Here is a 25,462-nt window from a genome sequence, read left to right on the forward strand (position 1 = left end):
GCTTCAGGTGAGGAGACCGCCTCGTGCGCGGCGCAGGGAGCGGAGCCGGGCCGGCGGCCGCACGGCGCTGTCCCGCCCCACACGGCCGACCGGTCGGCGGGACGTGGTGCGGGGCGCGGGCGGGCGTTCAGTGGCGTGTCGCGGCCCGGACGAGGCCCGCGACGGCTCGGGACCGGCTGTGGGGCGGCCACGCGATGACCGTCGTGACCATCGGCGCGTCCAGCACCGGCACGGCGGCGAGATCCTCGCTCAGCTGCGCGCGGCACGACTCCGGCGCGATCCAGCAGGCGCGGCCGAGCGCGATCAGCTGAAGCAGTTGCGCATGGTCGCGAGCCCGCGGCCCCGGGCCCTCGGGGTACGCACCGCCGGGGCCCGGCCAGCGCGGCAGCGGCAGGTCGGGCAGCTCGGTGACCTCGGCCGTCCGCACATGGGTCCGGCCGGTGAGGGGATGCCCGGCAGGCAGCACCACTACCTGTCCCTCCGTGCGGAGTTCCTCGGTGTCGAAACCGGCCACGGTGTCGAACGGCAGGTGCAGCAGGGCCACGTCGGCCCGGCCGTCGCGCAGCAGTCGTTCCTGCTCGCCGATCCCGCACAGAAGCAGGTCCACGGTGACCGCATCGGGTTCGGCGGCGTAGGCGTCGAGCAGTTTCGCCAGCAGCTCCCTGGAAGCGCCGGCCTTCGTGGCGAGGACCACGCCGGGCCGGCCGGTCGCGGCGAGGGCGGCGCGGCGGGTACGACGCTCGGCGGCCTCGACCGCGTCCAGCGCCGCCCGGGCCTCCTGCAGGAGCACCGACCCGGCCTCCGTCAAGGTGACCGTGCGGCTGGTGCGTTCCAGCAACGACGCCCCGAGACGCCGTTCGAGCTGATGGATCGCCCGCGACAGCGGAGGCTGCGCGATTCCGAGCCGCTGCGCGGCCCTCCCGAAGTGCAGCTCCTCGGCGACGGCGACGAAGTACCGCAGCTCCCGTGTCTCCACACCACGATGCTACCCAGCCCCCGACCGGGATCGATACCTGTCAGGTATCGCTGCCCACCCATTCGGTGTTGGCCGGATCCCGCGCGGCCCGGGGAGGATCAGCCGTATGAACGAACAGACGATCGCGCTGGTCACCGGCGCGAACAAGGGGATCGGCTACGAGATCGCGGCCGGTCTGGGCGCACTCGGCTGGAGCGTCGGCGTCGGCGCACGGGACGAGGAGCGGCGCGCGTCCGCCGTGGCGAAGTTGCTGGCGGCCGGCGTCGACGCGTTCGGCGTACCGCTCGACGTGACCGACGACGCGAGTGTGGCTGCCGCCGCCGCGCTGATCGAGGACCGCGCCGGACGCCTCGACGTGCTGGTCAACAACGCCGGGATCACCGGCAGCGCGCCGCAGATGCCCACCACGGTCGATCCCTCGACGGTGCTGGCAGCCGTGCAGACCAACGTGATCGGAGTCATCCGCGTCACCAACGCGATGCTGCCGTTGCTGCGCCGCTCGACGTCGCCGCGGATCGTGAACATGTCCAGCAGCGTCGGCTCCCTCACCCGCCAGACCACTCCTGGCGCCGAGACGGGTCCGATCGCCGCCGCATACGCGCCGTCGAAGACGTTCCTCAACGCCGTCACCGTCCAGTACGCCAAGGAGCTGCACGACACGAACATCCTGATCAACGCCGCCTGCCCGGGTTTCTGCGCGACCGACCTCAACGGTTTCCGCGGCGTGAGAACCCCGGAACAGGGCGCGGCGGTCGCGATCCGGCTCGCGGCCCTGCCCGACGACGGTCCGACCGGCAGGTTCTTCGACGACACGGGGGAAGTGCCCTGGTGACCGGGCCGGACAGGTGCCCGCCTCGTCCATGGCCGACTCGGACTCGGTGACCGACTCATCCAGGATCGCCGCGACGGCACGACGCACGCGGCCAGGGCACACGACACAGCACACCCGCGGCGCGGGACGCTGCCCTCCAAGTCCGGCACCGGGGCCGCTCGTTGATCGGTCCGCTGTTCGGGAGGCACACCGGCCTTGTTAGGTTCTGGTGATGTTCTCGTTGCGTGAACCCGCCTTCTTCTCCCGCCTGCGCGACGCGCGCCGGGTCCTCGTCGCCGGTGCGGGCGGGGGTTTCGACGTCTACGCCGGTCTGCCCCTGGCCCTCGCGCTGCGTTCGGCCGGCGCGGAGGTCCACCTGGCCAGCCTGTCCTTCTCCGACCTGTACGGTCTGGACCTCGACTGCTGGGTCGCGCAGGATGTCGCCGCTGTCCGCCCGGACACCCCGTCGCGCGGCGACTACTTCCCCGAGCGCTCCCTCGCCCGCTGGCTGCGCACACGGGAACTGCCCGACACCGTCTACGCCTTTCCCCTCACCGGCGTCCAGCCGTTGCGTGCCGCCTACCGGGCCCTGCTGGAACACCTCGGCGGGGCGGACGCGGTCGTGCTGGTGGACGGCGGCACCGACATCCTGATGCAGGGGGACGAACACGGGCTCGGCACACCGGAGGAGGACATGGCCAGCCTCGCGGCAGTCGCCGGGCTGGACGATGTCCCGCACCGGCTCGTGGCGTGCATAGGCTTCGGGGTGGACGCCTACCACGGCGTCAGCCATTCCCTCGTGCTGGAGAACCTGGCCCGCCTGGACCGCGCGGGCGGCTACCTGGGCGCGTTCTCGCTGCCCCGCGACAGTCCGGAAGGTACGGCCTATCTCGACGCGGTCGCCCACGCCCAGGACTGCCATGCCAGTCATCCGAGCATCGTGCACGGATCCGTCGCCGCCGCCGTACGGGGAGAGTTCGGCGACGTACGGTTCACCGAGCGCACCCGCGGCAGCGAACTGTTCGTCAACCCGCTCATGAGTCAGTACTTCTGCGTCGACCTGCCCGCCCTGGCGCGCGCGAACCTCTACCTCGACCGCCTGGAACACACGGTCCTGATGCGCCAGATCAGCACCGCCATCTCCGACTTCCGCGAGGAGCTGCCCCGGCAGCGACCGCCGCGCGCCTTCCCGCACTGACCGCGCGGACAGCCCGGAAACGGGAGTACGGCACGGCGCCGCGGACCGCGGAATCAGACCGTGGCCCGGGGCCGTTCCGGGCTGAGGTGGTGCAAGGCCGTCTGCTGGGCGTGCGGGGCGAGGAGGCTCTGGAGTTCGTCGGCCGCGACCTTGAGGAGGTCGCCGTCCCGGTCGGCGCGGAGGGTCTCCAGCACGAAGGCGACGCAGGTGGAGTCCTCGGTGACACGGGTGCGGTGGGCGTCGCGGTGGTTCCAGTGCCGGGTCAGCACGATCTCGCTGTCCGCGTAGATGATCTCGCCCGGCTTCGGGGTCTCGACGGTGTCGGGCTCGCCGAGCGGGGTGAAGGTCTCGGTGCCGTCGGCGTGACGGAGGTCGATGTCGCCGGTGACGTGGTCGAGGTCGAAGGCGCCGGAGGGCAGGCCGTGGCGCACGGAGACGGAGTTGTAGGAGTCGACGGCCGGGTTGATGCGCGGCAGGCCGCCCTTCTTCGCCATACGGCGGCCGAGCGCGTCGACGCTGGGCCGGATGCGGCGCGGGTTGGTGCCGAAGGAGCGGTAGGCGCTGTGCCAGGCCTCGATCCGGGGGTCGGTCTCGTCGGCTGGGGCCCAACTGCCGTCGGCGAGCTGCTGTTCCAGCTCCTCCAGGGCGGTGACGGTGTGCGGCCACGGCTCGTGCCCGCGTAGCCCCGTGGCGGTGACCACGGCGACGAGGGCGCCAGGAAAGGCTTCGGCGACGGCGGGGGCGATACGGAGGTCGGTCATGGGCTGGTCTCCGATTCATGCGTGTGATGAGAGGGCGAGGGCATCTCTTCCGGGAGCCTGTGCGGCCCGGGCCGCGCGGTAGCTCCGCCGTCGGCTTCGTCGAGACCGATACCGGGACTGGATGCTTCGAGGGCGGACGTACGGAAGGTCAGGCGAGCGCCAGCAGACTGACCGCGGCGACCGCGGTGCCCAGGCCGACCAGTTGGCCGCGGTGGATGCGTTCGGCGAGGACACCGCGGGCGAGCAGGACCGTGCCGGCCGGATAGAGGGCGGTGATCACGGCGACGACGGTGAGGTCACCGCCGCGGGCGGCGAGCAGGAAGAGCAGGTTCGCCACGGAGTCCAGCACACCGGCTGCGGCCGACATCCCGTACGCGGGCCGCGCCTCGCCGAGCCTGCGGCGCAGCGAAGCGGCAGCGGCCAGGGTGACGGCCGAGGAGATCGCCCGGCCCGTGATCAGCGGAGCCACCCCGCTGTCGGCGGGTGCCTGGTGCAGGCAGATCAGCTGGAGGGCGATGGCCGCACCCGCGCCGAAGGCCAGTAGCAGCGCCGTGCGCGAGGGACGTGCCGCGCCCGCGCCGTGTCCGGCGCTGACCAGCACCACGGCGACCAGCGCGAGCGGCAGGCCCACCAGCCCGGAGGTGCTCAACTGCTCACCCTGGAGCAGGCCGACGCTGACGGGCAGTGCGGCGGAGACCAACGCGGTGACGGGCGAGAGCACGTTCATCGGGCCGATCGCCAGGGTGCGGTAGAGCAGGACGAACGCGAGCGCCGAGGCGGCTCCGGACGCCGCGCCCCAGCCGAGGGCCGCGCCGCTGAACGTCGCACCGAGCACCGGCCACAGCAGCAACTCCATCGCGAGGCTGGCCGGCGCCGCGACCATCACGGTGCGCAGCACGTGAGCCTTCCGGGCTCCCAGGCCGCCGAGGAAGTCGGCGCATCCGTAGGCGAGTGAGCTGCCCAGGGCCAGCAGCAGAGCGATCACAGCACATCCCTTACTATCAATGGAACGGCTACACGGTACAGCGAATCGACCGATGGATGTCAATCCAGTGACCGAGCGGTACATCACTCCGACCAGAGTACGAGGATGGTGATCAGGTGGCCGAGACAGGTGCCGCTCTGCGGACGGTCGCACACAACGTCCGGACGGCCCGGGTCCGCGCGGGCCTGTCCCTGGAGGAGCTCGGCCGGCGCGCCCAGGTCAGCAAGGGCGCCCTGGTCGCCCTGGAGAAGGCGCAGGGCAACCCCAACCTGGCCACCCTGGTCCGGCTCGCCGACACCCTCGGCATCTCCGTGTCCGCGCTCATGCAGGGGCCGCACGAGGACAGGGTCCGGATCGCGGCCGTCGACGACGTGGCCCCGCTGTGGAGCGGCGAGCTGGGCAGCGAGGCCCGCCTCATGCTGACGACCTCGGGCCCGGCCCCGGTCGAGGTGTGGCGGTGGCGGCTGGAGCCGGGCGAGGAGTACCCGAGCCATCCCCACCAGGCCGGGGTCGTGGAGACGATCAGTGTCACCGCAGGCGTGATGACCCTGGTCGTCGACGGCACCGAGCACACCCTGGAGGCCGGCCGGACCGCCACGTTCGACGGCGACACCGCGCACACCTACCGCGGCTCGGGCACCGGGACCTGCCAGCTGATCATGACGGTCCACCTGCCACCGTCCCCATGACTTCCGCGCAGGGGGCGCGGCAGATTCGACTCCCCGCACACATCACGGAGCGCAATGTTGCGATTGCATATAGTGAGCACGGGCGGGTCGCAGTCAGTCCTGTGGTCCTCCTCCCCGCAGGCATCGCTGCCCCTGCAGCCCCGCAGGGCTCATGCGGCGCCATCCCGTGCCGGGCCGACCCTGGCGGACCGCAAGAAGGAGAGCCGAAGAGTGCTTCAGCCAAAGAGCGGGCCGCGCAGCCCGGCGGTCGGTGCGGCGATTGTCTGCGGCGCCCTGTTGCTGACGGCGTGCGGCTCCACCGGCGGCTCCCGGTCCGCCAGTACGCCGTCCGCGGCCCCCTCGCCCGCCGCCACCGGGATCGCCTGCGGCAAGGCGGCCGCCGTGCCGGCTTCCGGTTCGACGGCGCAGGAGTTCGCGATGAAGTTCTGGATCGAGAACTACATGCGGGCATGTCCCGGCACCCGGATCACCTACGAAGGAAACGGCTCCGGTGCCGGTCAGACCGACTTCCTGAAGGGCAGAACCGCCTTCGCGGGTTCCGATTCCGCACTGAGCGCCGCCCAGGTCGACCAGTCGAAGAGTGCGTGCTCCGACGGCGGTCAGGCAGTGCACCTGCCGATGGTCGGCGGCCCGATCGCGATCGGCTTCAACCTGCCGGGAGTCAGCAGACTGGTCCTGGACGCGCCCACACTGGCCAAGGTCTTCGACTCGCAGATCACGAAGTGGAACGATCCGGCGATCGCGAAACTCAATCCCGGCGCCACGCTGCCGTCGACACCGATCCGGGCATCACACCGTTCCGATTCGTCCGGTACGACGGACAACTTCACCTCCTACCTCAGCGCCGCCGCGCCGGGCGCCTGGCTGCACGGACACGACAAGGTGTGGATGGCCAAGGGCGGCCAGTCCGCGAAGGGTTCCTCGGGCCTCGCCGAACAGGTGAAGAAGACCACGGGCGGGATCGGCTACGTCGAGCTGTCGTACGCGCTGGCCCGTGGCATTCCCACAGTCTCCATCGCCACCGGAGCCTCGGCTCCGGTCGACGCCAGCGTCCTCACGGCCTCCAAGGCGATCGCCGGCTCCACCGTCGCGGGCTCCGGCGACGACCTCGTGCTGAAGCTCGACTACGCGACCAAGGCCGCCGGCGCCTACCCGATCGACATGGTCACGTACGAGATCGTCTGCGACAAGGGCAACAAGGCGGCGACGTGGTCCGCCACCAAGGCGTTCCTGACATACATTTCCGGCAGGAGAGGCCAGGAGGACCTGAGCTTCCAGGGCTACGCGACGCTCCCGGCCACCATTGTCGAAAAGGTCCGCAGCAGGATCAGCACCCTGTCCTAGCCCGTCGGCCCTCAGGACTCGATGCTCCAGCGCCCCTCGACCGCCTCCAGTCGCTCCAGTTCACGGCGGGCCGCCGGCGGGTGGGCGAGATCGAGGGCCATCTTGGCGCGGGCGGTGACGAAGAGGATGTCCTGACGGGTGGGCGCAGTCGAGGCCGGGGAGGGACTGGAGCCGACGGGCCGTGACAGAGAGGGAGATGGCGATGATCCCGATAGCGTCGCGCTCATGCAGGGGAAGGACCTTGACCAGCTCGTCCTTGGCGTAGTCACGTACCTGCTCGTCCGCCTCGCAGGGGCGGCGCGGGAGCCCAGGGAAGGCGCGTTTCCCGGGCGTCGTCGTACATGTCCGTGACCGCGGCACGCGCGGACACGAGATCGCCCTCGGCAGCTGCGGCACGGGCCCGTTCCAACATGGAGCGCAGTCGGGGACCGCCGTCCGGGGTGTCGGACAGACGGCCTCAAGCACCGAGAGCCTGCCCGGCGGCACCACCGAGAGCATCTACGACCCCGCTTCGGGCGCCGACCGGTGCGGCCCCACGGGCGCGTACTACCTCAACTCCCTCTGTTCCAGCCCCTACACGGCGAAGCTCACCACGACCACGGTGCCTCGCTGTCCTGGACCGCCGTCAACGGTGCCGCCTCGTACGACGTCCACCGTGACGGAGCCGAGGCCGGTTCGGCGACGGACACTTCGTACACCGACACCCGTCTGTCGGCCGGCACTTCCTACCGGTACACGGTCGCGGCGGTCGACTCCACCGGCGTCGTGGGCAGTTCCCCGACGTCGCTGTCACCCACACGCCGGCCCGAGACCTCCCCGGGCTGCTTCGTCATCGCCGATACCGACTGCTGAGACGGCGCGGCGCTGAATGAAAGGGGGCTCAACCGGCCAGTGGCTGGATGTAGTCCTCCAGGCGCGCCACGGCGAATCCCTGCTCCTGGACGCGTCTGAGCAGGTTGGTGAACATCTGCGTCATCGTGACGCCCTTGAGTTCACCCGGCCCGCGGAAGTGCGCGAGGATGATGTCACCGGCGCGCAGCTTGTCGTCCGCGTCCTGGTACTGCATGTTGCGGATCTGCATGGATTCCCGCCACCACACGATCGCACGGGGTCCGCACTCCCCGACGGCGATCCTGGTGTTCTCGTCGTACGCGCCGTAGGGCGGGCGGAACAGCAGCGGTGTGGTGCCGTACTCCTCGGTGAGGACTTTCTGGTCGCCGCACACCTCGTCCTTCTGGTGGGCCAGAGGGGCGGTGCTCATGACCGGATGGTGCAGGGTGTGGTTCTGGATGTGGTTGCCCAGCGCCTGAAGCGATGTGAAGTACGCGTAGTCCGACTTGATGGCGTCGTTCATCAGGAACATCGTGATCGGGATGTTCAGGTCCCGCATCATCTCGATGAACGTGGGGTCCTTTTCCTGTCCGTCGTCCACGGTGATGAAGACGACCTTCTGCGCGGTCGGTACGTGGGTGAGGACCGGAACGGTTCCGGTGGCGGCGAGTTTCACCGGCTTGTCGGCCGGGGGCCGCGGAGCATCCGGCAGCGGAGTCAGGCCCCACCTGCGCCAGGCGGCCGCAGTCCCGGCAGGTCCGGCCGCGTTGCCGGGGGCACCCGTCGGCCTGCCGCGTTGCGAGGGGATCGGTGCATGACCGGATCCGGCGCCGCTCCCACTGCATCCACCGACCGCCAGGACGGCCGCGACCGTTCCCGCGACCGTTCCCGCGAGCGTCCCCGTCACCGGCCGGTACCAGGTTTCCCGGCCCATCCATCGTTTCACCGTACCGACCTCAGCTGACATTCGATCATGATCTGCTGAGACGATAGCCTGATATGCCATAGAAACGATCAATTATCGGCGCGAATCCACTACGTGGCTCCGAGCAGTCGGTCGGCTAGCCGCTGAGCCTCGGGGTTCGACGTAAGGTCGTCTCCCTGGTCACCGTCACCCCCTCCCAGCGACCGGGACGGTGGCCGTCAGCCTTGAGGAGTTCGTATGCGCTACTACGACCTCGGCAGCCACGGCCGACGTGTGACGACGTCGTCCCCCGAGGCCCAGACCTGGTTCGACCGCGGGCTGAACTGGACGTACGCCTTCAACCACGAAGAGGCCGTCCGCTGTTTCGAGGCCGCCGTCGCGGCGGATCCCGACTGTGCCATGGCCGAGTGGGGCCTGGCCTACGCCCTCGGCCCCAACTACAACAAACCCTGGGAGTTCTTCGACGCACAGGACCTGGGGCGGACGGTGGAGCGTGCGCATGCCGCCGTGCGGCGCGCACAGGCGAAGGCCGTCGGCGCCACCCCGGTCGAGCAGGCCCTCATCGGCGCACTGCGTGCCCGCTATCCGCAAGCCCAGGCTCCGGACGCCGAGGACTGTTCCGTGTGGAACGCCGCGTACGCCGACAGCATGCGGGCCGTCCATCGGACGGCGGCCGACGACCTCGACGTGGCCACCCTGTACGCCGACGCCCTGATGAACCTCACGCCCTGGCGGCTGTGGGACATCCGCACGGGCACGCCGGCCCCGGGCTCGCGCACCGTCGAGGCCAGGGCGGTACTGGAGCGGGCGATCGCCACGGAGGCGGGCACCCGGCACCCAGGTCTCCTTCACCTGTACATCCACCTGATGGAGATGTCCCCGACGCCCGAGGCGGCCCTGCACGTGGGCGACCGGCTGCGCGGTCTGGTGCCGGACGCGGGCCACCTCCAGCACATGCCCTCGCACCTGGAAGTGCTCTGCGGCGACTACCGCCGGGTGATCTCCGACAACACCGAGGCGATCGCAGCCGACGAGAGGTTCCACGGCAGGGCCGGGGCGATGAACTTCTACACCCTGTACCGGTGCCACAACTACCACTTCAAGATCTACGGGGCGATGTTCCTCGGCCGCTTCCAGGACGCGCTCGACACGGCGGACCGGCTTGAGGCGGCGGTGCCCGAGGAACTGTTGCGCGTGGACAGCCCGCCCATGGCGGACTGGCTGGAGGGCTTCCTCGCGATGCGGGTGCACGTCCTCATCCGGTTCGGCCGGTGGCACGACATCCTGGCGCTGCCGGTGCCCGCCGACCCGCGGTTGTACTGCGTGAGCACGGCGATGCTGCGGTACGCCCGCGGGGTCGCGTTCTCCGCGTTGCGCCGGATCGACGAAGCCGACGCGGAACGTGAGCTCTTCCGCGAGGCCGCCGCGCGAGTCCCGGAGAGCCGGACGCTGTTCAACAACACCTGTGCGGACATCCTGGCGATCGCCGCGCACATGCTGGACGGGGAGCTGGACTACCGCAAGGGGAAGCACGAGGCCGCGTTCACCGCCCTGCGCCGGTCGATCGAGCTGGACGACGGCCTTCCGTACGACGAACCGTGGGGATGGATGCAGCCCACCCGGCACGCATACGGCGCGCTGCTCCTCGAACAGGACCTGGTGGCGGAGGCCGAGGCCGTCTACCGGGCCGATCTCGGACTCGACGACACGCTGCCGCGCGCGCAGCAACACCCGGGCAACGTCTGGGCGTTGCACGGCCTCCACGAGTGCCTCGTACGCCTCGGCAGGACGGGCGAGGCACAGATCGTGGCTCAGCAGCTGAAGCTCGCCGCCGCGCTTGCGGACGTCCCGATCGAGGCGTCCTGCTTCTGCCGCACAGAGACCGCCGTCGCCGGCGCCATGCCTCAAGGGGGGTGCTGCGCCGAGGCCGGACACGCTTCTGCCTGCGGCTGAGGCCGATCACCGTATGTCCGCGGCGAGCCGGTAGTCGGGCAGTGCGATGCCCCCGGCCCTGGCGAACTGTGCGGCGAGCAGGTTCCGCATCGGCCAGCGGGTCATCTGCCGCATGGAGAGGTCACGCAGGCGGATGCCGAGCCGGCCCGAGGGCGCGAATCCCGCGGCACCGCCCGGCGGGAGCTGCTGGGCCTGGGTCACGTACGGGCGCATCACCTCGTCGTAGCGGCGGAAGGCGATGCGGTGGTCGCCCTCGGCGGCGGCGAGCTCGCCGGCCAGTACGTACGCGCCTACCAGGGCCAGGCTGGTACCGAGGCCGGTCAGCGGGGTCGCACAGTATCCGGCGTCGCCCAGCAGCACGACGCGGCCGCGCGACCAGCGGTCGAGTCGGATCTGGCCCATCGAGTCGAAGAAGAAGTCCGAGGTGGTGCGCATCGCCCGCAGCAAGCGCGGGGTCTCCCAGCCGACGCCGGTGAAACGCTGCGCCACGAGGTCCTGCTGGGCGGCGACGTCGCGCCGATCGTAGGAGATCGGCGCGGATCGGAAGCTGAGACCGGCCTTGATCTCACCCGGGGCACGACCCGGGCGCGCGGAGACGACCAGGCCGCCGGGCGCGTTGTGCATCAGGTACCAGCCGTCGAGATCCACGTCGTCGGTGGCGGTGAACCAGGCCGTGTGGAGGTCGAGCGGCCGGACGAACTCCCGTTCCGGGCCGAAGGCCAGCGCACGCACCACGGAGTGCGGCCCGTCCGCGCCGACGACCAGCCCGAACCGGCGGCTGTCGGCCTTCTCGAAGGTGACGGTGACCCCGTCCACGTCCTGGGTGATCCCGGTGACGGTGTCGTCGAAGAGGTACTCCGTGTCCGGCAGCGTGGATTCGTACAGCAGCCGGGCCAGATCGCCGCGAAGGATCTCGATCTCGGAGACGATCCCCTCGCCGCCGAAGCTGTCGGCGGGCAACCGCGCGGTGATGTGGCCTCGGGTGTCGACGAGTGCCAGGCCACGTTGGTCCACGCTCTCCGCCCTGGCCCGGCCCATGAGTCCCATCCGTTCGATCACGGTACGGCCGGCCCCCCGCAGATCGACGGTCTGCCCACCCGGCCGCGGTGCCGGAGCGCGTTCCACGATCGTGACCGCGAAGCCCGCGGTGCGTAGCCAGTACGCCAGCGCGGGTCCCGCAATTCCGGCACCGCAGATGAGAATCTCGTTGTTCGGCATGGCTGGACCGTACGCCGTACGCACGGCAATTCACAAGCATGAAGTCGCCTGTCTCAGTGCCATGTTGGCTGCCACTGCACTAGTACGGAGACCAACGGAAGACGCTCGTTGGCAGGGAACTCCCAGCACCCGCCACTAGGATGGCACCGATGCAGGTGCACTAGTGCGGAGGTGTCGGTGAGCGGACAGACAGTGCCTCGCTACAGGCGGATCGTCATCGAACTGCGGCGGCGGATCGAGGCGGGTGAACTGGCGCCGGGCGATCGCGTGCCCTCGACCCGCGAGATCACCAAGCAGTGGGGCGTCGCGATGGCGACCGCGACCAAGGTGCTCACCGAACTGCGCCGCGAGGGCATCGTCCGCGCCGTTCCCGGCGTCGGCACGGTCGTGGAGACCCGGAGCCACCCGGTACGCAAGGCCCGCCCCGCGGTCACCCCACGCCCCGGCGGACCGGCCGACGCACCATCAGGGCAGTCGGCACTCACACTCGAACGGATCATCGCGGCCGCCGTCACGGTCGCCGACACAGAAGGACTGGCCGCGGTCTCGATGCGCCGCGTGGCCGCCGAGCTGGGAGTGGCCACCATGTCGCTGTACCGGCACGTGGCCGACAAGGACGACCTGCTGACGCGGATGATGGACACGGTGATCGCGGGACGCCCCCTGCCCGCCGACGCGCCGGCGGGCTGGCGCGAGGCGGTCGAGCTCGCGGCCCGGCAGCTCTGGGACCTGTTCCGCCGCCACCCGTGGCTCGCACCCGCCCTGTCGGTGACCCGCCCCCAGGTGATCACCTCCGCGCTGCCGTACAGCGAGTGGATGCTCGCCACCCTGCACGCGCACGGACTCGACCTGCACACCGCTTTCACCGCGCACCTCATGCTGCTCAACTACGCCCGCGGCATCGCCGTCAATCTGGAGACAGAGCGGGAAGCCGAGGCGCACACCGGTCTCGACAACGAGGAGTGGATGGACACCCAGGCGCCCGCACTCCTGGAGGTCCTGGCCACCGGCCGCTTCCCCGCACTCTCCCGCCTAGCCGCGACCAGTTACGACCTCGACCTCGACGCCCTCTTCGAGTTCGGCCTCCAGCGCCTCCTCGACGGCCTCGCCTCGCTCGTCGGGGAGAACGACGCCGGCTGACCGGAGCACCGCGGCGGAAGGCGCGGATCTGCTCCGCGAGCGGCGTTCACGGCCAGCGCGAGTTAGAAGGTCTCACAATTGCGATTGACCGTCGCACACCATCGTGTTAGAACTTCTAACGAACGCGACATCCACTAGAGATAGGAGGGTGGTCATGAGCAACCACCCCTGCGTCGAAGTCGTTCTGCCGGGCATCGTGGAGCCGGAAGGCCTGCGAATCCGCGGCGCGGCGGTCCCGGACCCCGGCCCGGGGCAGATCGTGATCGCCATGGAGGCGACCGGTGTCTCCTTCGCCGAGCAGCAGATGCGCCGCGGGCGGTACTACGACCAGCCCCCGTTCCCCTTCGTGCCCGGCTACGACCTGGTCGGCCGGGTGCTGTCGACCGGACAGGGAGTCGACCCGGCCCTGACCGGACGACGCGTGGCGGCACTGGTCAAGGTCGGCGGCTGGGCCAGCCACGTAGTCGTCGAGGCGCGGGACGCCGTCGAGGTCCCCGACGGCCTGACCGCAACCGAGGCCGAGACCGTCGTGGTCAACGGCATCACCGCCTGGCAGATGCTGCACGGCACGGCCCGCGTGCGCGCCGGGCAGACCGTCCTGGTGCACGGGGCCGGCGGCGGCGTGGGTCTGATCCTGGTCCAACTCGCCCGCGCAGCCGGTGTGAAGGTGATCGGCACCGCCTCCGCACGGCACCATGACGCGCTGCGGGACCTCGGCGTCACCCCGGTCGACTACCGCACGGCGAACGTGCCGGCCCGGGTCCGTGAGCTTGCCCCCGGCGGAGTGGACGCCGTCTTCGATCACGTCGGCGGCCGCAGCGTCATCGACTCCTGGCACCTGCTCGCCCCCGGCGGCACCCTGGTTTCCTACGGCAGCGCCTCCACCCGTGACGACAGCGGCTCCAAGCAGTTGCCCGTCCTCAAGATCCTCGCCCGCACATGGCTCTGGAACACCCTGCCCAACGGCCGCCGCGCCCACTTCTACAACATCTGGGCCGGCCAGAAGCTCCACAAGGATCGCTTCCGCGCCCGACTGCAGGCCGACCTCACCGAGGTGTTCACCGCTCTGAGCCGCGGCGACATCACCGCCCCCATCGCCGCCCAACTGCCACTCGCCAGGGCAGCCGAGGCCCTGCGCCTGGCGGAGTCCGGGACCGTGACCGGCAAGGTCATCCTCACTCCCTGACCCACCGATCCCCGATCCCCCAATCCGCGAGCCCCGCACTCCGCCGACAGCCCGTCATCCTGAGGACCGACACCCTGGCGCTCCGCCCGGCCCGCGTCGCAGCAACGCTGGTCTGCGCCATCGCCGTCACCTCCGCCTCCGCCTCCGCCGCTCAGCCCGGCGTCCGACACCTGCCCAGGGCCGTCGCCGCCTGGTCCGCCGCACGGAACGGCACCTACACCGACCAGGGCAGAGGCGCCGCCTGGCACGGCCGCCAGGAAATCAACGCGTGCCGGGCACCACGCGCCCGGCGTTGACGGCGCCGCCCCGCGCCGACCGGTCGCGGTCCGGAGCGGCGACTCGTCGGAGAGATGACCGAGAGGCATGCAGGGAGATGCTCCGACAGGACCGCCTGGGATGATCGGGACATGACGGATTCACCTGCGCAGATCAACGCCCTCATCGTCGATGCCACAGACCCTGAGCGGCTCGCTGCGTTCTGGTCCGAACTTCTTGGCAGGCCGGTCGTAGCCCGTATGGGCCCCTACGTCTGGCTGCGCCGGGAAGGCGGCCTGGGGCTGGGCTTCCAGCGAACCGCCGAACCCAAGTCGAGCAAGAACCGGATGCACTTCGACATCACCTCTCCCGATCCCGCCGCCGAGCAGCAACGGGTCGAGATGCTCGGCGGGCGCAGGCTGGAGCAGTACGCCGACGGCGGCTTCCTGGTGATGGCGGACCCCGAGGGCAATGAGTTCTGCATCATCCCTGAGGGTCCCTTCGAACTCGACGACGAGGGGCGCGCGAACTACCTCGGCTGATGGTCAAACACATCCACGGCACAGGACAGCCGGACGTGACGTTCGCCGGTAGAGCTGTGCCTGCCCGCCGAACACCGCTGCGGTTACGGCTCTCTCCACGCCGCGCGCACCCAGGGTCGGCTCCATGTGGACCTGCATCCCCCGGGCACGTTCGCACGTGGGCCATTGACCGGCAACCCGGGAGCGTAACCATGCCGGTACTCGTCCCCGGCGCCGACGCAGTCGCGAGACCACACGTGGCGGACAGCGCGTACGCGGCGCTCACGCGTTCGACAAGCCAACTCCTGGGGCTCGCCTTGCCGTTGCCCGATCCCTCGCCCGTGCATCGTGCGTTGACCGGCGCCGGCAGGTAGCGCTGGGCATGTCCGGGTCCGGGGCGCCGGGACTCGGCAGCCGCGCACGATCCTCCGGCGAGAGGCTCCGGTGCCGCCACTCGCGTACCGGGTCTGTGCCTTCGCGCCACAGCGCGGTGATGGTTGTTCCACTGGCGCGGGATCGGCCCGCTGAAGGCGGCCTGGGGCAGTTTCTTTGCCGGTGCAACTCGCGGCCACGGCGATCAGATATCGCCGTGACCGCGAGCTCCGGGAGTGCCCTGGAGCGGTAATTCCCGGTCAGTAGGGTCCGTTGACGTTGTCGATGGAACCGTAACGGTGGAAGGCATAGTTGCACGCGGCGGTGATGTTGGCGACGGGGTCGTAGATATCCGTCGAGGTGCCCGCCACGTGGTAAGAGCTGAAAGTGGGCTGAATCACCTGGAGCAGACCGATGGAGGGCGTACCGGCGGCGGCGTTGGAGTCCCAGAGATTGATCGCCTTGGGGTTACCGGAGGATTCCCGCATCACGTTGCGGTAGATCCCGTTGTAGCTACCGGGGATGCCGTTCTGGGCCATGATCGCCAGGGAGTGCTTGATCCAGCCGTCCAGGTTGTCGGTGTACGTCTGGCCGTCGGCGGCGGTCGTGGTGGACGCGGCGGACGCGGCCTTCGTGGCGGTTGCCGGCAGCGTGGGGGTTGCCGGCTGCGTGGCGGGGGTCGATCCGGCTGGCAGGGTGAGGACCTGTCCCGGCTGGAGGGCGTAGGGGCTGGTGAGGTGGTTGGCCGTCGCGATGGCGAGCCAGCCGCCGGGCACGTGCTGGGTGCGGGCTATGGACGCCAGGTGGTCGCCGGGCTGGACGGTGTAGGCGGTCGCAGCAGAGTCCGCGGGTGCGGCCTGGGCTGTGCCCAGTGCGGCGACGGAGACCATGGCGAAAGTGCCGACGGTGACGGCGATACGTCGGCGCGCCGAGGAGGGGCGCTTGCGGGCATGAAGGGGCATGGAGCGGTCCTCTTCCAGAAATTGCACGACCCGCAGTTGCCGGTTCCCTCGGCAAGCTGCACCACATTTCGTCCTGCGGTGCACTGCGGCGGGCACATTGTTAGCCCCTCGGGAATAAATCGACAATTCCCTGCTTCACTAACCCACGTCGTTGTCCGGCCGGCTCGGCACGCCACGAGAGCCGGAGAATTGGGGGATTTATGCGCGGCTTACGCCACTAAGGCGCGTAGTAGGTGAATTGAGTCACCTGAATCGAGCGCGAAGCCTTAGCGGTTTAAACAGTGATGTATCGAGCTTTGATTACGTATGGGATTAAATGGGACATAGACGATTGAATCCCCGCCCGTTCCACGTCACAGCGAAGTGCAAAGGTGCTGCTGCGTGCGAGAGGAAGGGAGGCGGGATGCGGGAGTCGCCAGGACGACTCCCGCACCACCAGCCTGCAGGGCACCGTTCGCACCCCCGGTGTCGTCTCTCGGGCGTCGATCGTTTCGAGCAGCCGCAGGGCCGCGATCCGTCCGGTCTCCGTGAGGTTCATGTCGATCGTGGTGAGCGGAGGGCGGCTGGCCAGGGCCATGGTGTCCCAGTTGTCGTAGCCGACGACAGCGATGTCACCGGGGACGCCGATGCCGCGTCCACGCAGCGCGTAGGTGACTCCGCGGGCGATCTGGTCGTTGCCGCAGAAGAAGGCGTCCGTGTCGGGGGCCGTACGCAGTACCGCGTCGGTGGCACGGCGGCCCCGTGCCTCGCTCCACCCACCGAAGTGGACACGGCCGGTGGACAGCGCGAGGCCCGCCTCTTCGAGATGTGCCATGGCGTGGCGGGCCCGGTCGCGGGCGGCCGCGTGGTGCTCGGGACCGGTGATGTGGGCGATACGGGTGCGGCCGGTGGCCAGCAGGTGCTCCGCGGCCAGCGTGGCCGCCGCCCTTGTCGTCCGTGACGACGGACATGTCGCCGGGGTCGGTGGACGGTGAGAGCGCGTAGACCACGGGGACCGACTCCAGGCCCGTGATGCCCGTCAGCGGCGGGCGCGGGTCGGTGCGACGGCCGGTGACGATGATGCCGTCGACTCGGCGGTCCATGAGGTTGCGCAGGTGGTACTGCTCGGGGATGGAGTCGCCTCGTGTGTCGCACAGCAGGACCGAGATCTTGCCGGCGCCGAGGGCGTCCTCGGCACCGAGGAGAACCGGGGTGCTGAAACGGCCGATGCCGTCGGTGGTCATCAGGCCGACGGTCCAGCTGCGGCCGCTGAGCAGGCTCTGGGCGTGCCGGTTGGGGCGGAAGCCGAGGGTCCCCACTGCGTCCAGAACGCGTCGGCGGGTCTCCGGGCGCATACGGCCGGCGCCGCTGAGCGCCTTGGAGGCCGTGCCCACGCTGACGCCGGCGAGCTGGGCGACGTCGGCGAGCCTGGCCCGGCCGGCGGGAGGAGAGTCTGGAGCACCAGCGGAAACGGTCACGAGCAAACCTTTTCCTCAACGGCGACGACGCCGTCCATCGCGACAGGCACGACCGCTTCGTACCACTCCTCGCGCAAGCCGGAGGAACTTCTGCCGCAACGAGCGGATCCGGGCGATCACGAGCACTAGCTACGGTGTGTAGCGATCAGTTGAGGGGGGCTCGCGATCTTTCGGCCCTGGAAGGGCGGAGTGCTCCCACTCACGCTGGTCCTGTGGCACGGTCCCCAGGTGCCCCTCGAAGCGACGGGTGGCTTGGAGACGGTGGCCGTGCGCGCGCCCGACCACTCCGTCGCCCTCGCGCTGCTGTCGGCCTTCGGCGGCGGTGTCACGGCCCCGTCCGCCAACCGCTTCGGCTCGGTCAGCCCCACCACGGCGGACCATGTCCGTGCGGAGCTCGCTGATGCTGCCGCTCATACTGGACGGCGGGCCTTGCGAGGTCGGCGTCGAGTCAGGTGCCGCTTGAGCTGCGACCGCAGGTGCTCCTGGGGGTTCCCCACGGTCCACCGGGCCGGCCGTGGCGCGTTCGTGTCCGGAAAGAAGAAGCAGAACGTGCGCAAGACCACCACGATCAGCGACGGCCAGGGCCGCACCTTGTGGTCCGGTGCCGACCGGCCCGGAAGAATGCACGACCAGACGGCCGTGCGCACGGAAGGGACCGCCGAGCAGTTCCGCCTCCGTCCGAATGTGAAAGCCGAGGTCGACGAGGGCTACCGGGGTCTGGCCGATGAGTTCCCCGACCAGGTCAGTGCCCCGCCATGAACGAGCCGATCACCACGTCGGCGGTGTCCAGCCCTCGGCACGGGGTGGGCCTACTCGTTGGTCGTGTGGAGATAGTCGTGTGCCAGTTCTCGCAGGCGGTGCCCGTCGAAGCTGCGGCCGTGGCCCGGGTGGGCGTTGGATATGTCCAGGTCGGCCAGGAGTGCCAGGCTGCGCCGATAAGTCGGCGGGTCGGATTCGGGGAGGTCGTCGATGAGGTGGCCGTTGTAGATGACGTCGCCGGTGAACAGTGCGCCGGTGCGCTCTTCGAGGAGGGCGATGCAGCCGGGGGTGTGTCCGGGAAGGTGCAGGACGGTCAGCGAGCGCCCGCCCAGGTCGATCACGTCCCTGTCCTGGAGGGGGTGGTGCACCGTGAGCGGCTCCACGTGGTGGGTGCCTGGGTCGTAGCCGGCGTGGGGCAGTGCGTCGATCAGCAGTTCGGGGAGGTCTTCTCCGGCCGGGTCCATGCCGAGTCGCCGGTAGAGCTCGGGGCCGTACAGGCTGGCGGGTACGCCCTGCGCGAGGGCCTCTGCGGCGGTTTTGTGGGCTGCTCGTTCGCGGAACTCGTGTGCTCCGCCGACGTGGTCCAGGTGTGCGTGGGTGAGGACGACCAGCGGCTCCCGTTCGAACATGCGGGGGATGTGCCGGCGCAGACCGGCAACGCCCAGGCCCGCGTCCACGACGAGGTCGCGGTCTGTGCCGCGCAGCCACCACAGGTTGGCTCGCACCAGCTTGTCGGCGTGCGGCTCGGTTACGCGTACGAGGTCGTCGTCCAGTTCTTCCAGCTCGTACCAGCCGCGGGACTGCGCCAGGGTCATCGGCCCGCCCCGCTCGCGACGAGATGCCGATCACCAAAGCCCAGATCTTGCAATGGGAGCACGGTAGTCACCTTCCTTGTACGGGAACCGGTCCTTCCCCGGCAGATGACGGGGTAGCCATGCCACCGGTGGATGAGTGCGACCGGACATTCAGCTGTTGCCGCCGGATCGGTGGCCCGCCTGCACGCGGATGCCGAGGTCGCTGACCTGGTCGAGGTGGTGCAGCTTGTCCGGGTTGTTGATGGAGTGGATCGTCTGGATCCGGCCGTCGGCGATGCCGAGTCCCATGACGCCGACCAGCCGGTCCTGTGCGTCGTACGCCAACGCACCGGGCTGGCCGTTGACGTCGGCGAGGCGGACGCGTACACCGTGATATGCGTACACGGAGAAGCCCCGCAGTACGGTTTGAGCCACACGTTGCCGGCCGCCCACCGGCCGGCCGAGCGCCGGAACCTTGCCGCCGCCATCGCCGTGCAACGCCACGTCCTGAGTCAGGAGCGCCTCCAGTGCCCGCAGGTCGCCCTTCTGGGCGGCGGCGAAGAAGCTCTGGGCCAGTTCTTCTCGTTGCCGCCGTGAGGCGTGGTAACGCGGTCGGCGCTTGCCGAGGTGGCTGCGGGCCCGCGCCACCAGGTGCCGCGTGCTGTCCACGTCGGTGCCGACAATCTCGGCTATCTCCACGTATGGGTAGTCGAACACCTCACGCAGCAGGAACGCGGCTCGTTGGCGCGGGGACAAGCTCTCCAGCAGCACCAGGAACGCCAGCGACAGCGAGTCGGCCATCTCGGCGAGGTCGGCAGGTGTCGGACCGGTGACCAGCGGTTCCGGGAGCCACTCGCCGACATAACTCTCCCGCCGTACGCGTGCCGAGCGGAGCTGGTCGATGGCCAGCCGGGTGGCCAGGGTCGCGATGTACGCGCGCGGCGAGGCGATGGGCTCGTCCCGCTGCAGCGTCTGGTGCATCCGCAGGAACGCCTCCTGCACGACGTCCTCGGCTTCGCTGACGCTGCCGAGCATGCGGTAGGCGATGGCGAAGGCACGAGGGCGCAGCTCGCTGTACAAGTCCGAGTCAGGCATACCGGGCTATTCCAATCCCTGGGTGAAACCCGTGCGCCAACTCGGGTATCGAGGCGTCCAGTTCAGCTCGCGCTTGGTCTTCTCGCTGGAAATCCCGCGGGCCCGGGTCATCGTATCCACGGCGGCCTTGCCGGCCAGTGGACGGACGAGCCACGCGGGAACGCGGCGCGGCGGTTTGGCGCCGAGCGCTCGGGCGAGTTCCGGAAGCCACACGTGTACCGGTGCCGGCTCGTCGTCGGCGACGTGGTAGATCCCGGGCTTGCCCCGTTCGATAGCCGCGACGGTGGCCGACGCGGCATCGTCGATGTGCACCAGCGACCACACCCCGCCACCGCCGCCGACGATCGGGAACTTCCGAGCGCGGATCTGCTCGGCCATGACGGCGTCCGGCGCGGCGCTCACACCGGTCCCCGGTCCGTAGAAGCCGCCGTAGCGCAGCGCGATGCCCTCGGCCCAGCCGATGTTGGTCACCGAGTCCTCCAGGTGACACAGTGCGGCCACCGCCTCCGCGCCGTCCGCCGGCGGGTTCGGCTCGATCCGGCCGCTCTCGTCGGTGACGGGGCCGCCGGTGCGTTCCATCCACAAGGCGTTGCTCTGGGCCACGAACCTGCGGACGCCGACGGCGCGTGCGGCAGCGAGCAGATGGTCGGTACCCTCGGTGCGCAGCCGGTTGGTGGCGGCCGCCATCCGCTTCACGCTCTGCAAGTCAGCCGGTCCGCCCAGCGCGGTGAGTTGATGGACGATCACCTCGGGCTCGGCCTTGGCCACCGCGTCGGCCACCGAGTCAGGGTCGAGAGCGTCGACGATGACGGGTTCGGCACCGAGCGCACGCAGCGCACCTGTCTTGGCAACCGAGCGGGTCGTGCCGACGACCTCATGGCCGTGCGCCACGAGTTGGGGCACAAGCCGGCTGCCGACGGCACCGGTTGCGCCGGCAATGAAGATCTTCATGACGTCTCCGATCGTCGTGCTGACACATAAGAGACGGGGCAGCCTGGCGTCCCATGATCGGCTGTGACCCGGTTCACAGAACACTGCGGCGGTCAGCGACCGCGTCGTGCAGGAAGTCCAGGATGATCGCGGCGGTGTCGTCGGGGCGCTCGTGGTGCGGCAGGTGTCCCACGCCGTCGAGCGGGCGCAGGTCGGCGTGGGAGAAGACGCTGCGCAGGACCTCGTCCGGCGGCATCGGGGTGATGGGGTCCTGGCGCCCCCACACCACCTGGACGGGAATGTCACGCGTGTCCAGGAACCGGTACAGGTACTCGGCGCCGTGGATCGGGACGTTGCGGAGCGCGGACAGCAGGCTGCGTTTGAAACCCCGGTAGCGCAGTTCCGGCAGCAGACGCGCCTGGACGCGGGCGACCACGCTCGGGTCGCGGGAATAGCCGGGCAGGCGTGACGTCAATGCCCGGTTTCCGGTCAGCCGGAAGAACGGCCCACCGATCCCGGGCGACATCGACAGACGCAGCCCGAGGTTGAGCGGCGTCGCGAACCCGTCGGGGGAGACCAGGCACACGCCTGCTACCCGCTCGGGATGGCGCACGGCGAACTCGGCCGCGATCGGGCCGCCGAACGCCAGCGCGACGAGCGTCACCGGGCGGTCGACGCCGAGCACCTCCAGCAGGTCGGTCATCTGTTCCTCGAACAGTGCCTGGTCGTAGTCGGTGTCGGGACGGTCCCTGAAGCCGATGCCGTACCGGTCGAAACGGATCGTCCGGTACCCGGCCCGAGCCAGCCGTTCGAACAGTCCGTCCCACACCCACAGCGACAGGGTCGCTCCGTGGACGAACAGGATCGGCTCTCCCGACTCGGGCCCATCCACCATGACGTGCGTCGTGCCGCGGCGGAGCCGGACGAAGGATCCGGGCGCATCCCGCCTGGCGCGGGCATCCATGGTGATCGTCTCGCCGCGTTTCCGGTGCAGCAGGACGGGCATGGCGACCGCTGCACCCACGAGGGCAGGACCGGCACGCAGTTTCATCGGTTGTCACTCCTTGGTCGAGGTGTGCGGTCGCCCCTTAGACGAGACAGCACTCCGTGTCATGACATCCCCCATGGCAGGAGCCGCGGTCCCGGCATGGCCGCCGAACGTCCCGGCCGTCGCTGGCCGTTCGGCCGCCGTTGTGATGGTGTATCGACCACCCGCCGCCGCATCGCCCACACGAGCGCATCCGCTATGAGCAGCCCTCCCCGTACCGGCCACCCCCGCGGAGCCCACGGCGCGATCGACGGCCTCCGACACGACTCCGGTGAACCGGCCGCACGACGGACGATCACCTGCAATCGATCAGGCCGCGACCAGCACAAGTACCCCCGCCGCGATCCACGCCAGCCCCGTGACCAGCAACTTCAAGTTGGAAAACGCTCAATGTTCTCGCGTGGTGGCTACGGGCCCGCTGGACCGGGGGCAGCTTCACGACCTGCCTCACTGACAGCCGACGTACCTCTACTGGCGCCAGTGACGACGCGACGGCCTGTGGGAGAGCATGCACACCAACCTGCGGAGACGCGCGCCGGCTGCGGCTGCGGCTGCGGCTGCGTCCGACCCCGAGCGCGGCAAGAAAGGACACAGCGTCAAGCGCCGCTTGCTCGTCGACAGCCTCGGATACGTCCTGTTGGTGTGCGTGAGCCCGGCCAACGTCGATGACCGGGACGCGCCGTAGGCCTGCTCTGCCGAACAGCGGAGGCTTTCCCACGCCTGCAGCACATCTGGGCCGATCAGGGCGACCTCGGCGTCCACTTTCACGCCGGGATCCGAGAAACCAGGCGCATCACCGTGCAGATCGTGCAGCGCCGGGACAGCGGGTTCCGTCACGCCTGGGCGAAAGCCAGAGCCCCCGCCTCCGTGGGGCAGCGTCAGGCAAGCGGCAGGGCTGAATCACAACACCGGGATACCCCTGCCCCACCCGCCCACGCTGCGGCCGCTCGCGCCACAACGCGGGAAGTCGGCCGGGCCGACTTCTTGCGCAGCGGCGGTGCCACCATCGGACGCTCAGGCTCGACGGGGCCACGCCCGCCTTACCTCACCTGCCTGCGCGCCCGCCGCTGAGACCTGCCAGGCCGCCCGGCCCAGCAGCAGACACACCGGGGTGTAAAGGAGCAGGTTGAGCCAGTAGAACGTGCCGCCAGGGTCCGCCCAGGCCCCCGTCGCCCAGACAAGTCCGACCGCGCCGCGGGCCAACAGTCCAGCGGCCACCGCCCGGCTCCCCCAGCGCGGCAGCACAGCGGGCAGCCGGGAGGCCAGGGCCGGCAGCCGTCCCCCGTGGACCAGCACCAGCGCCGCGCCCGAGAAGAGCAGTCCCGCGAGCGGGACCAGTCCTTGCGGGGTGAACGGCACCTGGGTGTTGAGCACCAGCTGCGAGAGCCGGCTGGTGCTGTGCACCGGCCAGGTCCGCCCGGTCGCCCAGTACAGGTGGATCAGACCGTCCGCCGCCAGCACCGCGCCGATCGCGGTGGCCTTGCTGCGGGTGTTCGCTGACTTCACCGGTTTCATGTCGTCACCTCATGGAGTGTCAGGACGCTCGGACACCCGAAGGAGCACCCCGCCCGCCGATCCGTTCCTGTGATGAGGAACACTGCGGCCGGGCCGAAATCGCAGGGAACCTTCCGCCATGACGAGGCCTCCATCCACGGACCCCTGTCACCGATCGACGGAGAGAGCACCATGCAGGAGCCACCGCCCGGCCTTGCCGAGCTGGTCCGGGCCGCCCAGAGCGGCGACCAACTCGCGGTCGGCCGGCTGCTCGACCTGATCACCCCGTACGTCCGCCGGCTCTGCGGCCCGATCGCGCTGGACGACGGCGCGGACGCGACCCAGGAGGCACTCATCGTGGTCTTCCGCAAGCTCCGCCAACTCCGTGATCCCGACGCACTGTTCGGCTGGGTCCGGGCCATCGCCGTGCGGGAAGCGGTGCGCTACGCCACCCGCACGGCGCGCTCGCAACCGGCCGAGCTCGGCGAACTCCCCGCGCCCGGCGACCCCCAACTCGCCGCGGACATCCGCGACGTGCTGACCCGGCTCTCCCCGGAACACCGCGCCGTGCTGCTCCTGCGCGACCTCGAAGGACTGGACGAACGGCAGACCGCGACACTGCTCGCGGTCGCGCCCGGGACGGTCAAGTCCCGGCTCTCCCGGGCCCGACTCAGCTTCCGAAAGGCATGGCAGCAGTGACCGAGACCCCGATGCCACAGTGGCCCGTCGCCGACTTCGACCCGGTCCGCCGCCTGCACGTGATCGCCGCGACCACACCCGGAGCGGCGCGGATCAGCGAGACCGTTCTCGACGCACCGTTCGAGCGTGTCTGGTCGCTCGCCCAGGACCTGGAACGCACGATGCCGCTCTGGATCCCTGATGTCCGCACGGTCAGTCTCCTCACCCCCGAGTCGACCGGAACTCCGCTCCAGGCCCGCATCCACGGCCACACCCGGCTCCGCGCGACCTTCGCCATCGACCTCGCCCCCGGCTGGTGCCTGATGCAGAGCCGCCTCGTCCTCGGCGGAATGGCAGCCCGCCCCGAAACCGACCGAACCACCCGCTTCGCCTTCCTCGGCGGCCTGCGCTTCCCCGGCGCACGCCTCCTCGCCCCCGTGCTGCGCCCGTTCACCGGGAACCCCCTGGCGCGATTCGCCGCCCTCCTGGACGCGGAGTAGCAGAGACGCCGCAGCGCGGCCACCACCATAAGAGGTGACCACCCCGCAGCGTTCGAGCCGCATCGCCACGCAGTCCCGCCGCTTTGAGGTTGGCGCGCCGCGACCGCGGGTGGGATTCACGGAAAGTAATCACGCTCGCGATCCGTCAGCTCCAGATTGCTCACAGAAAGCCGACACCGCTGCTGCTCACGAAACCCGGATTCCAGCGTTTCCGCGGGGTCCAGTGCTAATGGTCAAGAGGAACCCACACCCCGCACACCTTCCGTCCCGCCCTCCCCTGCCGGCGCCGCGGGTCCGCCCCCGTCCCGACGCACACCTCGCCCTGCGGCTGGCGGCGGTCAGCACCGAGGGCGCCGGGCCCAGGTCCGGTTCGGCGGGCGTCCGGGCGTGGCACTGGACTTCGTCAGCCACCGTACCGGTGAGGGGGCGGTCCGCCACCGCACGCGGGAGTACTTCGCCGTACGCGGGAACGCCGCCTTCCTCCTCGGCGTGGGAAACACGACGTGGGAGGAACACCTGCCGCTCATCGAGGAGACAGCCGAACGGTTCGAACTCCCCGGGTGACACCTTCCGCCGCCCA

24 protein-coding genes and 3 pseudogenes are annotated in these 25,462 nt (G+C 70.1%); 14 read left to right on the plus strand and 13 right to left on the minus strand.

What is annotated here, in order from left to right; translation table 11 throughout:
• Window positions 1-127 precede the first annotated feature (127 nt).
• Window positions 128-976 carry a LysR family transcriptional regulator gene (locus BIV25_RS20450; protein ID WP_071373805.1) on the minus strand — a complete coding sequence of 283 codons (849 nt, stop codon included), beginning with the start codon at window positions 974-976 and terminating at the stop codon, window positions 128-130.
• A gap of 106 nt (window positions 977-1,082) precedes the next feature.
• Here BIV25_RS20450 and BIV25_RS20455 point away from each other — a divergent pair, with 106 nt between their 5' ends.
• Together BIV25_RS20455 and BIV25_RS20460 are read left to right on the plus strand one after the other, a co-directional pair.
• On the plus strand, window positions 1,083-1,808 hold the full coding sequence (locus BIV25_RS20455) for an SDR family oxidoreductase (protein ID WP_071373806.1): 726 nt from the start codon (window positions 1,083-1,085) through the stop codon (window positions 1,806-1,808).
• Window positions 1,809-2,019: 211 nt separating this feature from the next.
• Entirely contained in the window at window positions 2,020-2,985 is a 966-nt protein-coding gene (locus BIV25_RS20460) for a DUF1152 domain-containing protein (RefSeq protein WP_071373807.1), read from the plus strand.
• 53 nt (window positions 2,986-3,038) lie between these two features.
• Here the strand turns inward: BIV25_RS20460 and BIV25_RS20465 are convergent, their stop codons facing one another.
• Together BIV25_RS20465 and BIV25_RS20470 are read right to left on the minus strand one after the other, a co-directional pair.
• A complete protein-coding gene (locus BIV25_RS20465; RefSeq protein WP_071373808.1) occupies window positions 3,039-3,746 on the minus strand; it encodes a B3/4 domain-containing protein in 708 nt (235 codons plus the stop codon).
• Between the two features lie 148 nt (window positions 3,747-3,894).
• A complete protein-coding gene (locus BIV25_RS20470; protein WP_071373809.1) occupies window positions 3,895-4,731 on the minus strand; it encodes a DMT family transporter in 837 nt (278 codons plus the stop codon).
• A gap of 116 nt (window positions 4,732-4,847) precedes the next feature.
• Here BIV25_RS20470 and BIV25_RS20475 point away from each other — a divergent pair, with 116 nt between their 5' ends.
• Together BIV25_RS20475 and pstS are read left to right on the plus strand one after the other, a co-directional pair.
• Window positions 4,848-5,420: a helix-turn-helix domain-containing protein gene (locus BIV25_RS20475; RefSeq protein ID WP_071373810.1), complete on the plus strand. Its 573-nt coding sequence runs from the start codon at window positions 4,848-4,850 to the stop codon at window positions 5,418-5,420.
• Window positions 5,421-5,630: 210 nt separating this feature from the next.
• Window positions 5,631-6,764, plus strand: coding sequence for a phosphate ABC transporter substrate-binding protein PstS (gene pstS, locus BIV25_RS20480; RefSeq protein WP_071373811.1), 1,134 nt, complete (start codon window positions 5,631-5,633; stop codon window positions 6,762-6,764).
• Between the two features lie 11 nt (window positions 6,765-6,775).
• Here pstS and BIV25_RS50400 read toward each other — a convergent pair whose 3' ends face one another.
• The gene (locus tag BIV25_RS50400; protein ID WP_143076665.1) at window positions 6,776-6,991 is read right to left on the minus strand and encodes a hypothetical protein; all 216 of its coding nucleotides are present in this window, start codon (window positions 6,989-6,991) and stop codon (window positions 6,776-6,778) included.
• 298 nt (window positions 6,992-7,289) lie between these two features.
• Here BIV25_RS50400 and BIV25_RS51155 point away from each other — a divergent pair, with 298 nt between their 5' ends.
• Window positions 7,290-7,616: a hypothetical protein gene (locus tag BIV25_RS51155; RefSeq protein WP_071373812.1), complete on the plus strand. Its 327-nt coding sequence runs from the start codon at window positions 7,290-7,292 to the stop codon at window positions 7,614-7,616.
• A 28-nt stretch (window positions 7,617-7,644) separates the two neighbouring features.
• On the opposite strand, the gene BIV25_RS20490 is transcribed toward BIV25_RS51155, so the two are convergent.
• Window positions 7,645-8,529 (minus strand): polysaccharide deacetylase family protein, encoded by an 885-nt coding sequence (locus tag BIV25_RS20490; protein ID WP_071373813.1) that lies wholly within the window; start codon window positions 8,527-8,529, stop codon window positions 7,645-7,647.
• Between the two features lie 228 nt (window positions 8,530-8,757).
• Here BIV25_RS20490 and BIV25_RS20495 point away from each other — a divergent pair, with 228 nt between their 5' ends.
• The gene (locus tag BIV25_RS20495; RefSeq protein ID WP_071373814.1) at window positions 8,758-10,473 is read left to right on the plus strand and encodes a M48 family metallopeptidase; all 1,716 of its coding nucleotides are present in this window, start codon (window positions 8,758-8,760) and stop codon (window positions 10,471-10,473) included.
• Window positions 10,474-10,479: 6 nt separating this feature from the next.
• On the opposite strand, the gene BIV25_RS20500 is transcribed toward BIV25_RS20495, so the two are convergent.
• A complete protein-coding gene (locus tag BIV25_RS20500) occupies window positions 10,480-11,691 on the minus strand; it encodes an FAD-dependent monooxygenase (protein ID WP_071373815.1) in 1,212 nt (403 codons plus the stop codon).
• A 177-nt stretch (window positions 11,692-11,868) separates the two neighbouring features.
• Here BIV25_RS20500 and BIV25_RS20505 point away from each other — a divergent pair, with 177 nt between their 5' ends.
• From BIV25_RS20505 to BIV25_RS20515, 3 genes are all read left to right on the plus strand, one after another.
• Window positions 11,869-12,831, plus strand: coding sequence for a TetR/AcrR family transcriptional regulator C-terminal domain-containing protein (locus BIV25_RS20505; RefSeq protein WP_071373834.1), 963 nt, complete (start codon window positions 11,869-11,871; stop codon window positions 12,829-12,831).
• A 154-nt stretch (window positions 12,832-12,985) separates the two neighbouring features.
• A complete protein-coding gene (locus BIV25_RS20510) occupies window positions 12,986-14,017 on the plus strand; it encodes a medium chain dehydrogenase/reductase family protein (protein ID WP_071373816.1) in 1,032 nt (343 codons plus the stop codon).
• Between the two features lie 407 nt (window positions 14,018-14,424).
• Window positions 14,425-14,814: a VOC family protein gene (locus tag BIV25_RS20515; protein ID WP_071373817.1), complete on the plus strand. Its 390-nt coding sequence runs from the start codon at window positions 14,425-14,427 to the stop codon at window positions 14,812-14,814.
• Window positions 14,815-15,425: 611 nt separating this feature from the next.
• Here BIV25_RS20515 and BIV25_RS20520 read toward each other — a convergent pair.
• The gene (locus tag BIV25_RS20520; RefSeq protein WP_071373818.1) at window positions 15,426-16,127 is read right to left on the minus strand and encodes a LysM peptidoglycan-binding domain-containing protein; all 702 of its coding nucleotides are present in this window, start codon (window positions 16,125-16,127) and stop codon (window positions 15,426-15,428) included.
• A gap of 418 nt (window positions 16,128-16,545) precedes the next feature.
• Window positions 16,546-17,584 (minus strand): annotated as a pseudogene (locus BIV25_RS54450) (LacI family DNA-binding transcriptional regulator); the annotation flags it as partial.
• 195 nt (window positions 17,585-17,779) lie between these two features.
• On the opposite strand from BIV25_RS54450, the pseudogene BIV25_RS47225 reads away from it, so the two are divergent.
• Window positions 17,780-18,035, plus strand: a pseudogene (locus tag BIV25_RS47225) (L-threonylcarbamoyladenylate synthase); the annotation flags it as partial.
• Between the two features lie 71 nt (window positions 18,036-18,106).
• Window positions 18,107-18,343: pseudogene (locus tag BIV25_RS47230) on the plus strand (transposase family protein); the annotation flags it as partial.
• 50 nt (window positions 18,344-18,393) lie between these two features.
• On the opposite strand, the gene BIV25_RS20535 reads toward BIV25_RS47230, so the two are convergent.
• The 5 genes from BIV25_RS20535 to BIV25_RS20555 all read right to left on the minus strand — a co-directional run bounded on the left by BIV25_RS20535 (window position 18,394) and on the right by BIV25_RS20555 (window position 23,725).
• A complete protein-coding gene (locus BIV25_RS20535) occupies window positions 18,394-19,158 on the minus strand; it encodes an MBL fold metallo-hydrolase (RefSeq protein ID WP_071373820.1) in 765 nt (254 codons plus the stop codon).
• Between the two features lie 150 nt (window positions 19,159-19,308).
• Window positions 19,309-20,232 (minus strand): RNA polymerase sigma-70 factor, encoded by a 924-nt coding sequence (locus tag BIV25_RS20540; protein WP_071373821.1) that lies wholly within the window; start codon window positions 20,230-20,232, stop codon window positions 19,309-19,311.
• Window positions 20,233-20,238: 6 nt separating this feature from the next.
• The gene (locus tag BIV25_RS20545) at window positions 20,239-21,267 is read right to left on the minus strand and encodes an NAD-dependent epimerase/dehydratase family protein (RefSeq protein ID WP_371273046.1); all 1,029 of its coding nucleotides are present in this window, start codon (window positions 21,265-21,267) and stop codon (window positions 20,239-20,241) included.
• Complete coding sequence (locus BIV25_RS20550; RefSeq protein WP_071373823.1) at window positions 21,257-22,213, minus strand: alpha/beta fold hydrolase; 957 nt, start codon at window positions 22,211-22,213, stop codon at window positions 21,257-21,259. The genes BIV25_RS20545 and BIV25_RS20550 overlap by 11 nt, the downstream gene beginning before the upstream one ends.
• A 1,011-nt stretch (window positions 22,214-23,224) precedes the next feature.
• The gene (locus BIV25_RS20555) at window positions 23,225-23,725 is read right to left on the minus strand and encodes a DUF3995 domain-containing protein (protein ID WP_071373824.1); all 501 of its coding nucleotides are present in this window, start codon (window positions 23,723-23,725) and stop codon (window positions 23,225-23,227) included.
• A gap of 171 nt (window positions 23,726-23,896) precedes the next feature.
• Here BIV25_RS20555 and BIV25_RS20560 point away from each other — a divergent pair, with 171 nt between their 5' ends.
• The 3 genes from BIV25_RS20560 to BIV25_RS51160 all read left to right on the plus strand — a co-directional run bounded on the left by BIV25_RS20560 (window position 23,897) and on the right by BIV25_RS51160 (window position 25,446).
• Entirely contained in the window at window positions 23,897-24,403 is a 507-nt protein-coding gene (locus BIV25_RS20560) for an RNA polymerase sigma factor (protein WP_071373835.1), read from the plus strand.
• Window positions 24,400-24,882 carry a hypothetical protein gene (locus BIV25_RS20565; protein WP_079176763.1) on the plus strand — a complete coding sequence of 161 codons (483 nt, stop codon included), beginning with the start codon at window positions 24,400-24,402 and terminating at the stop codon, window positions 24,880-24,882. The genes BIV25_RS20560 and BIV25_RS20565 overlap by 4 nt, the downstream gene beginning before the upstream one ends.
• Before the next feature lie 387 nt (window positions 24,883-25,269).
• Entirely contained in the window at window positions 25,270-25,446 is a 177-nt protein-coding gene (locus BIV25_RS51160; protein ID WP_177235348.1) for a hypothetical protein, read from the plus strand.
• Window positions 25,447-25,462 lie beyond the last annotated feature (16 nt).

Source organism: Streptomyces sp. MUSC 14 (assembly GCF_001866675.1).
GTDB lineage: Bacteria > Actinomycetota > Actinomycetes > Streptomycetales > Streptomycetaceae > Streptomyces.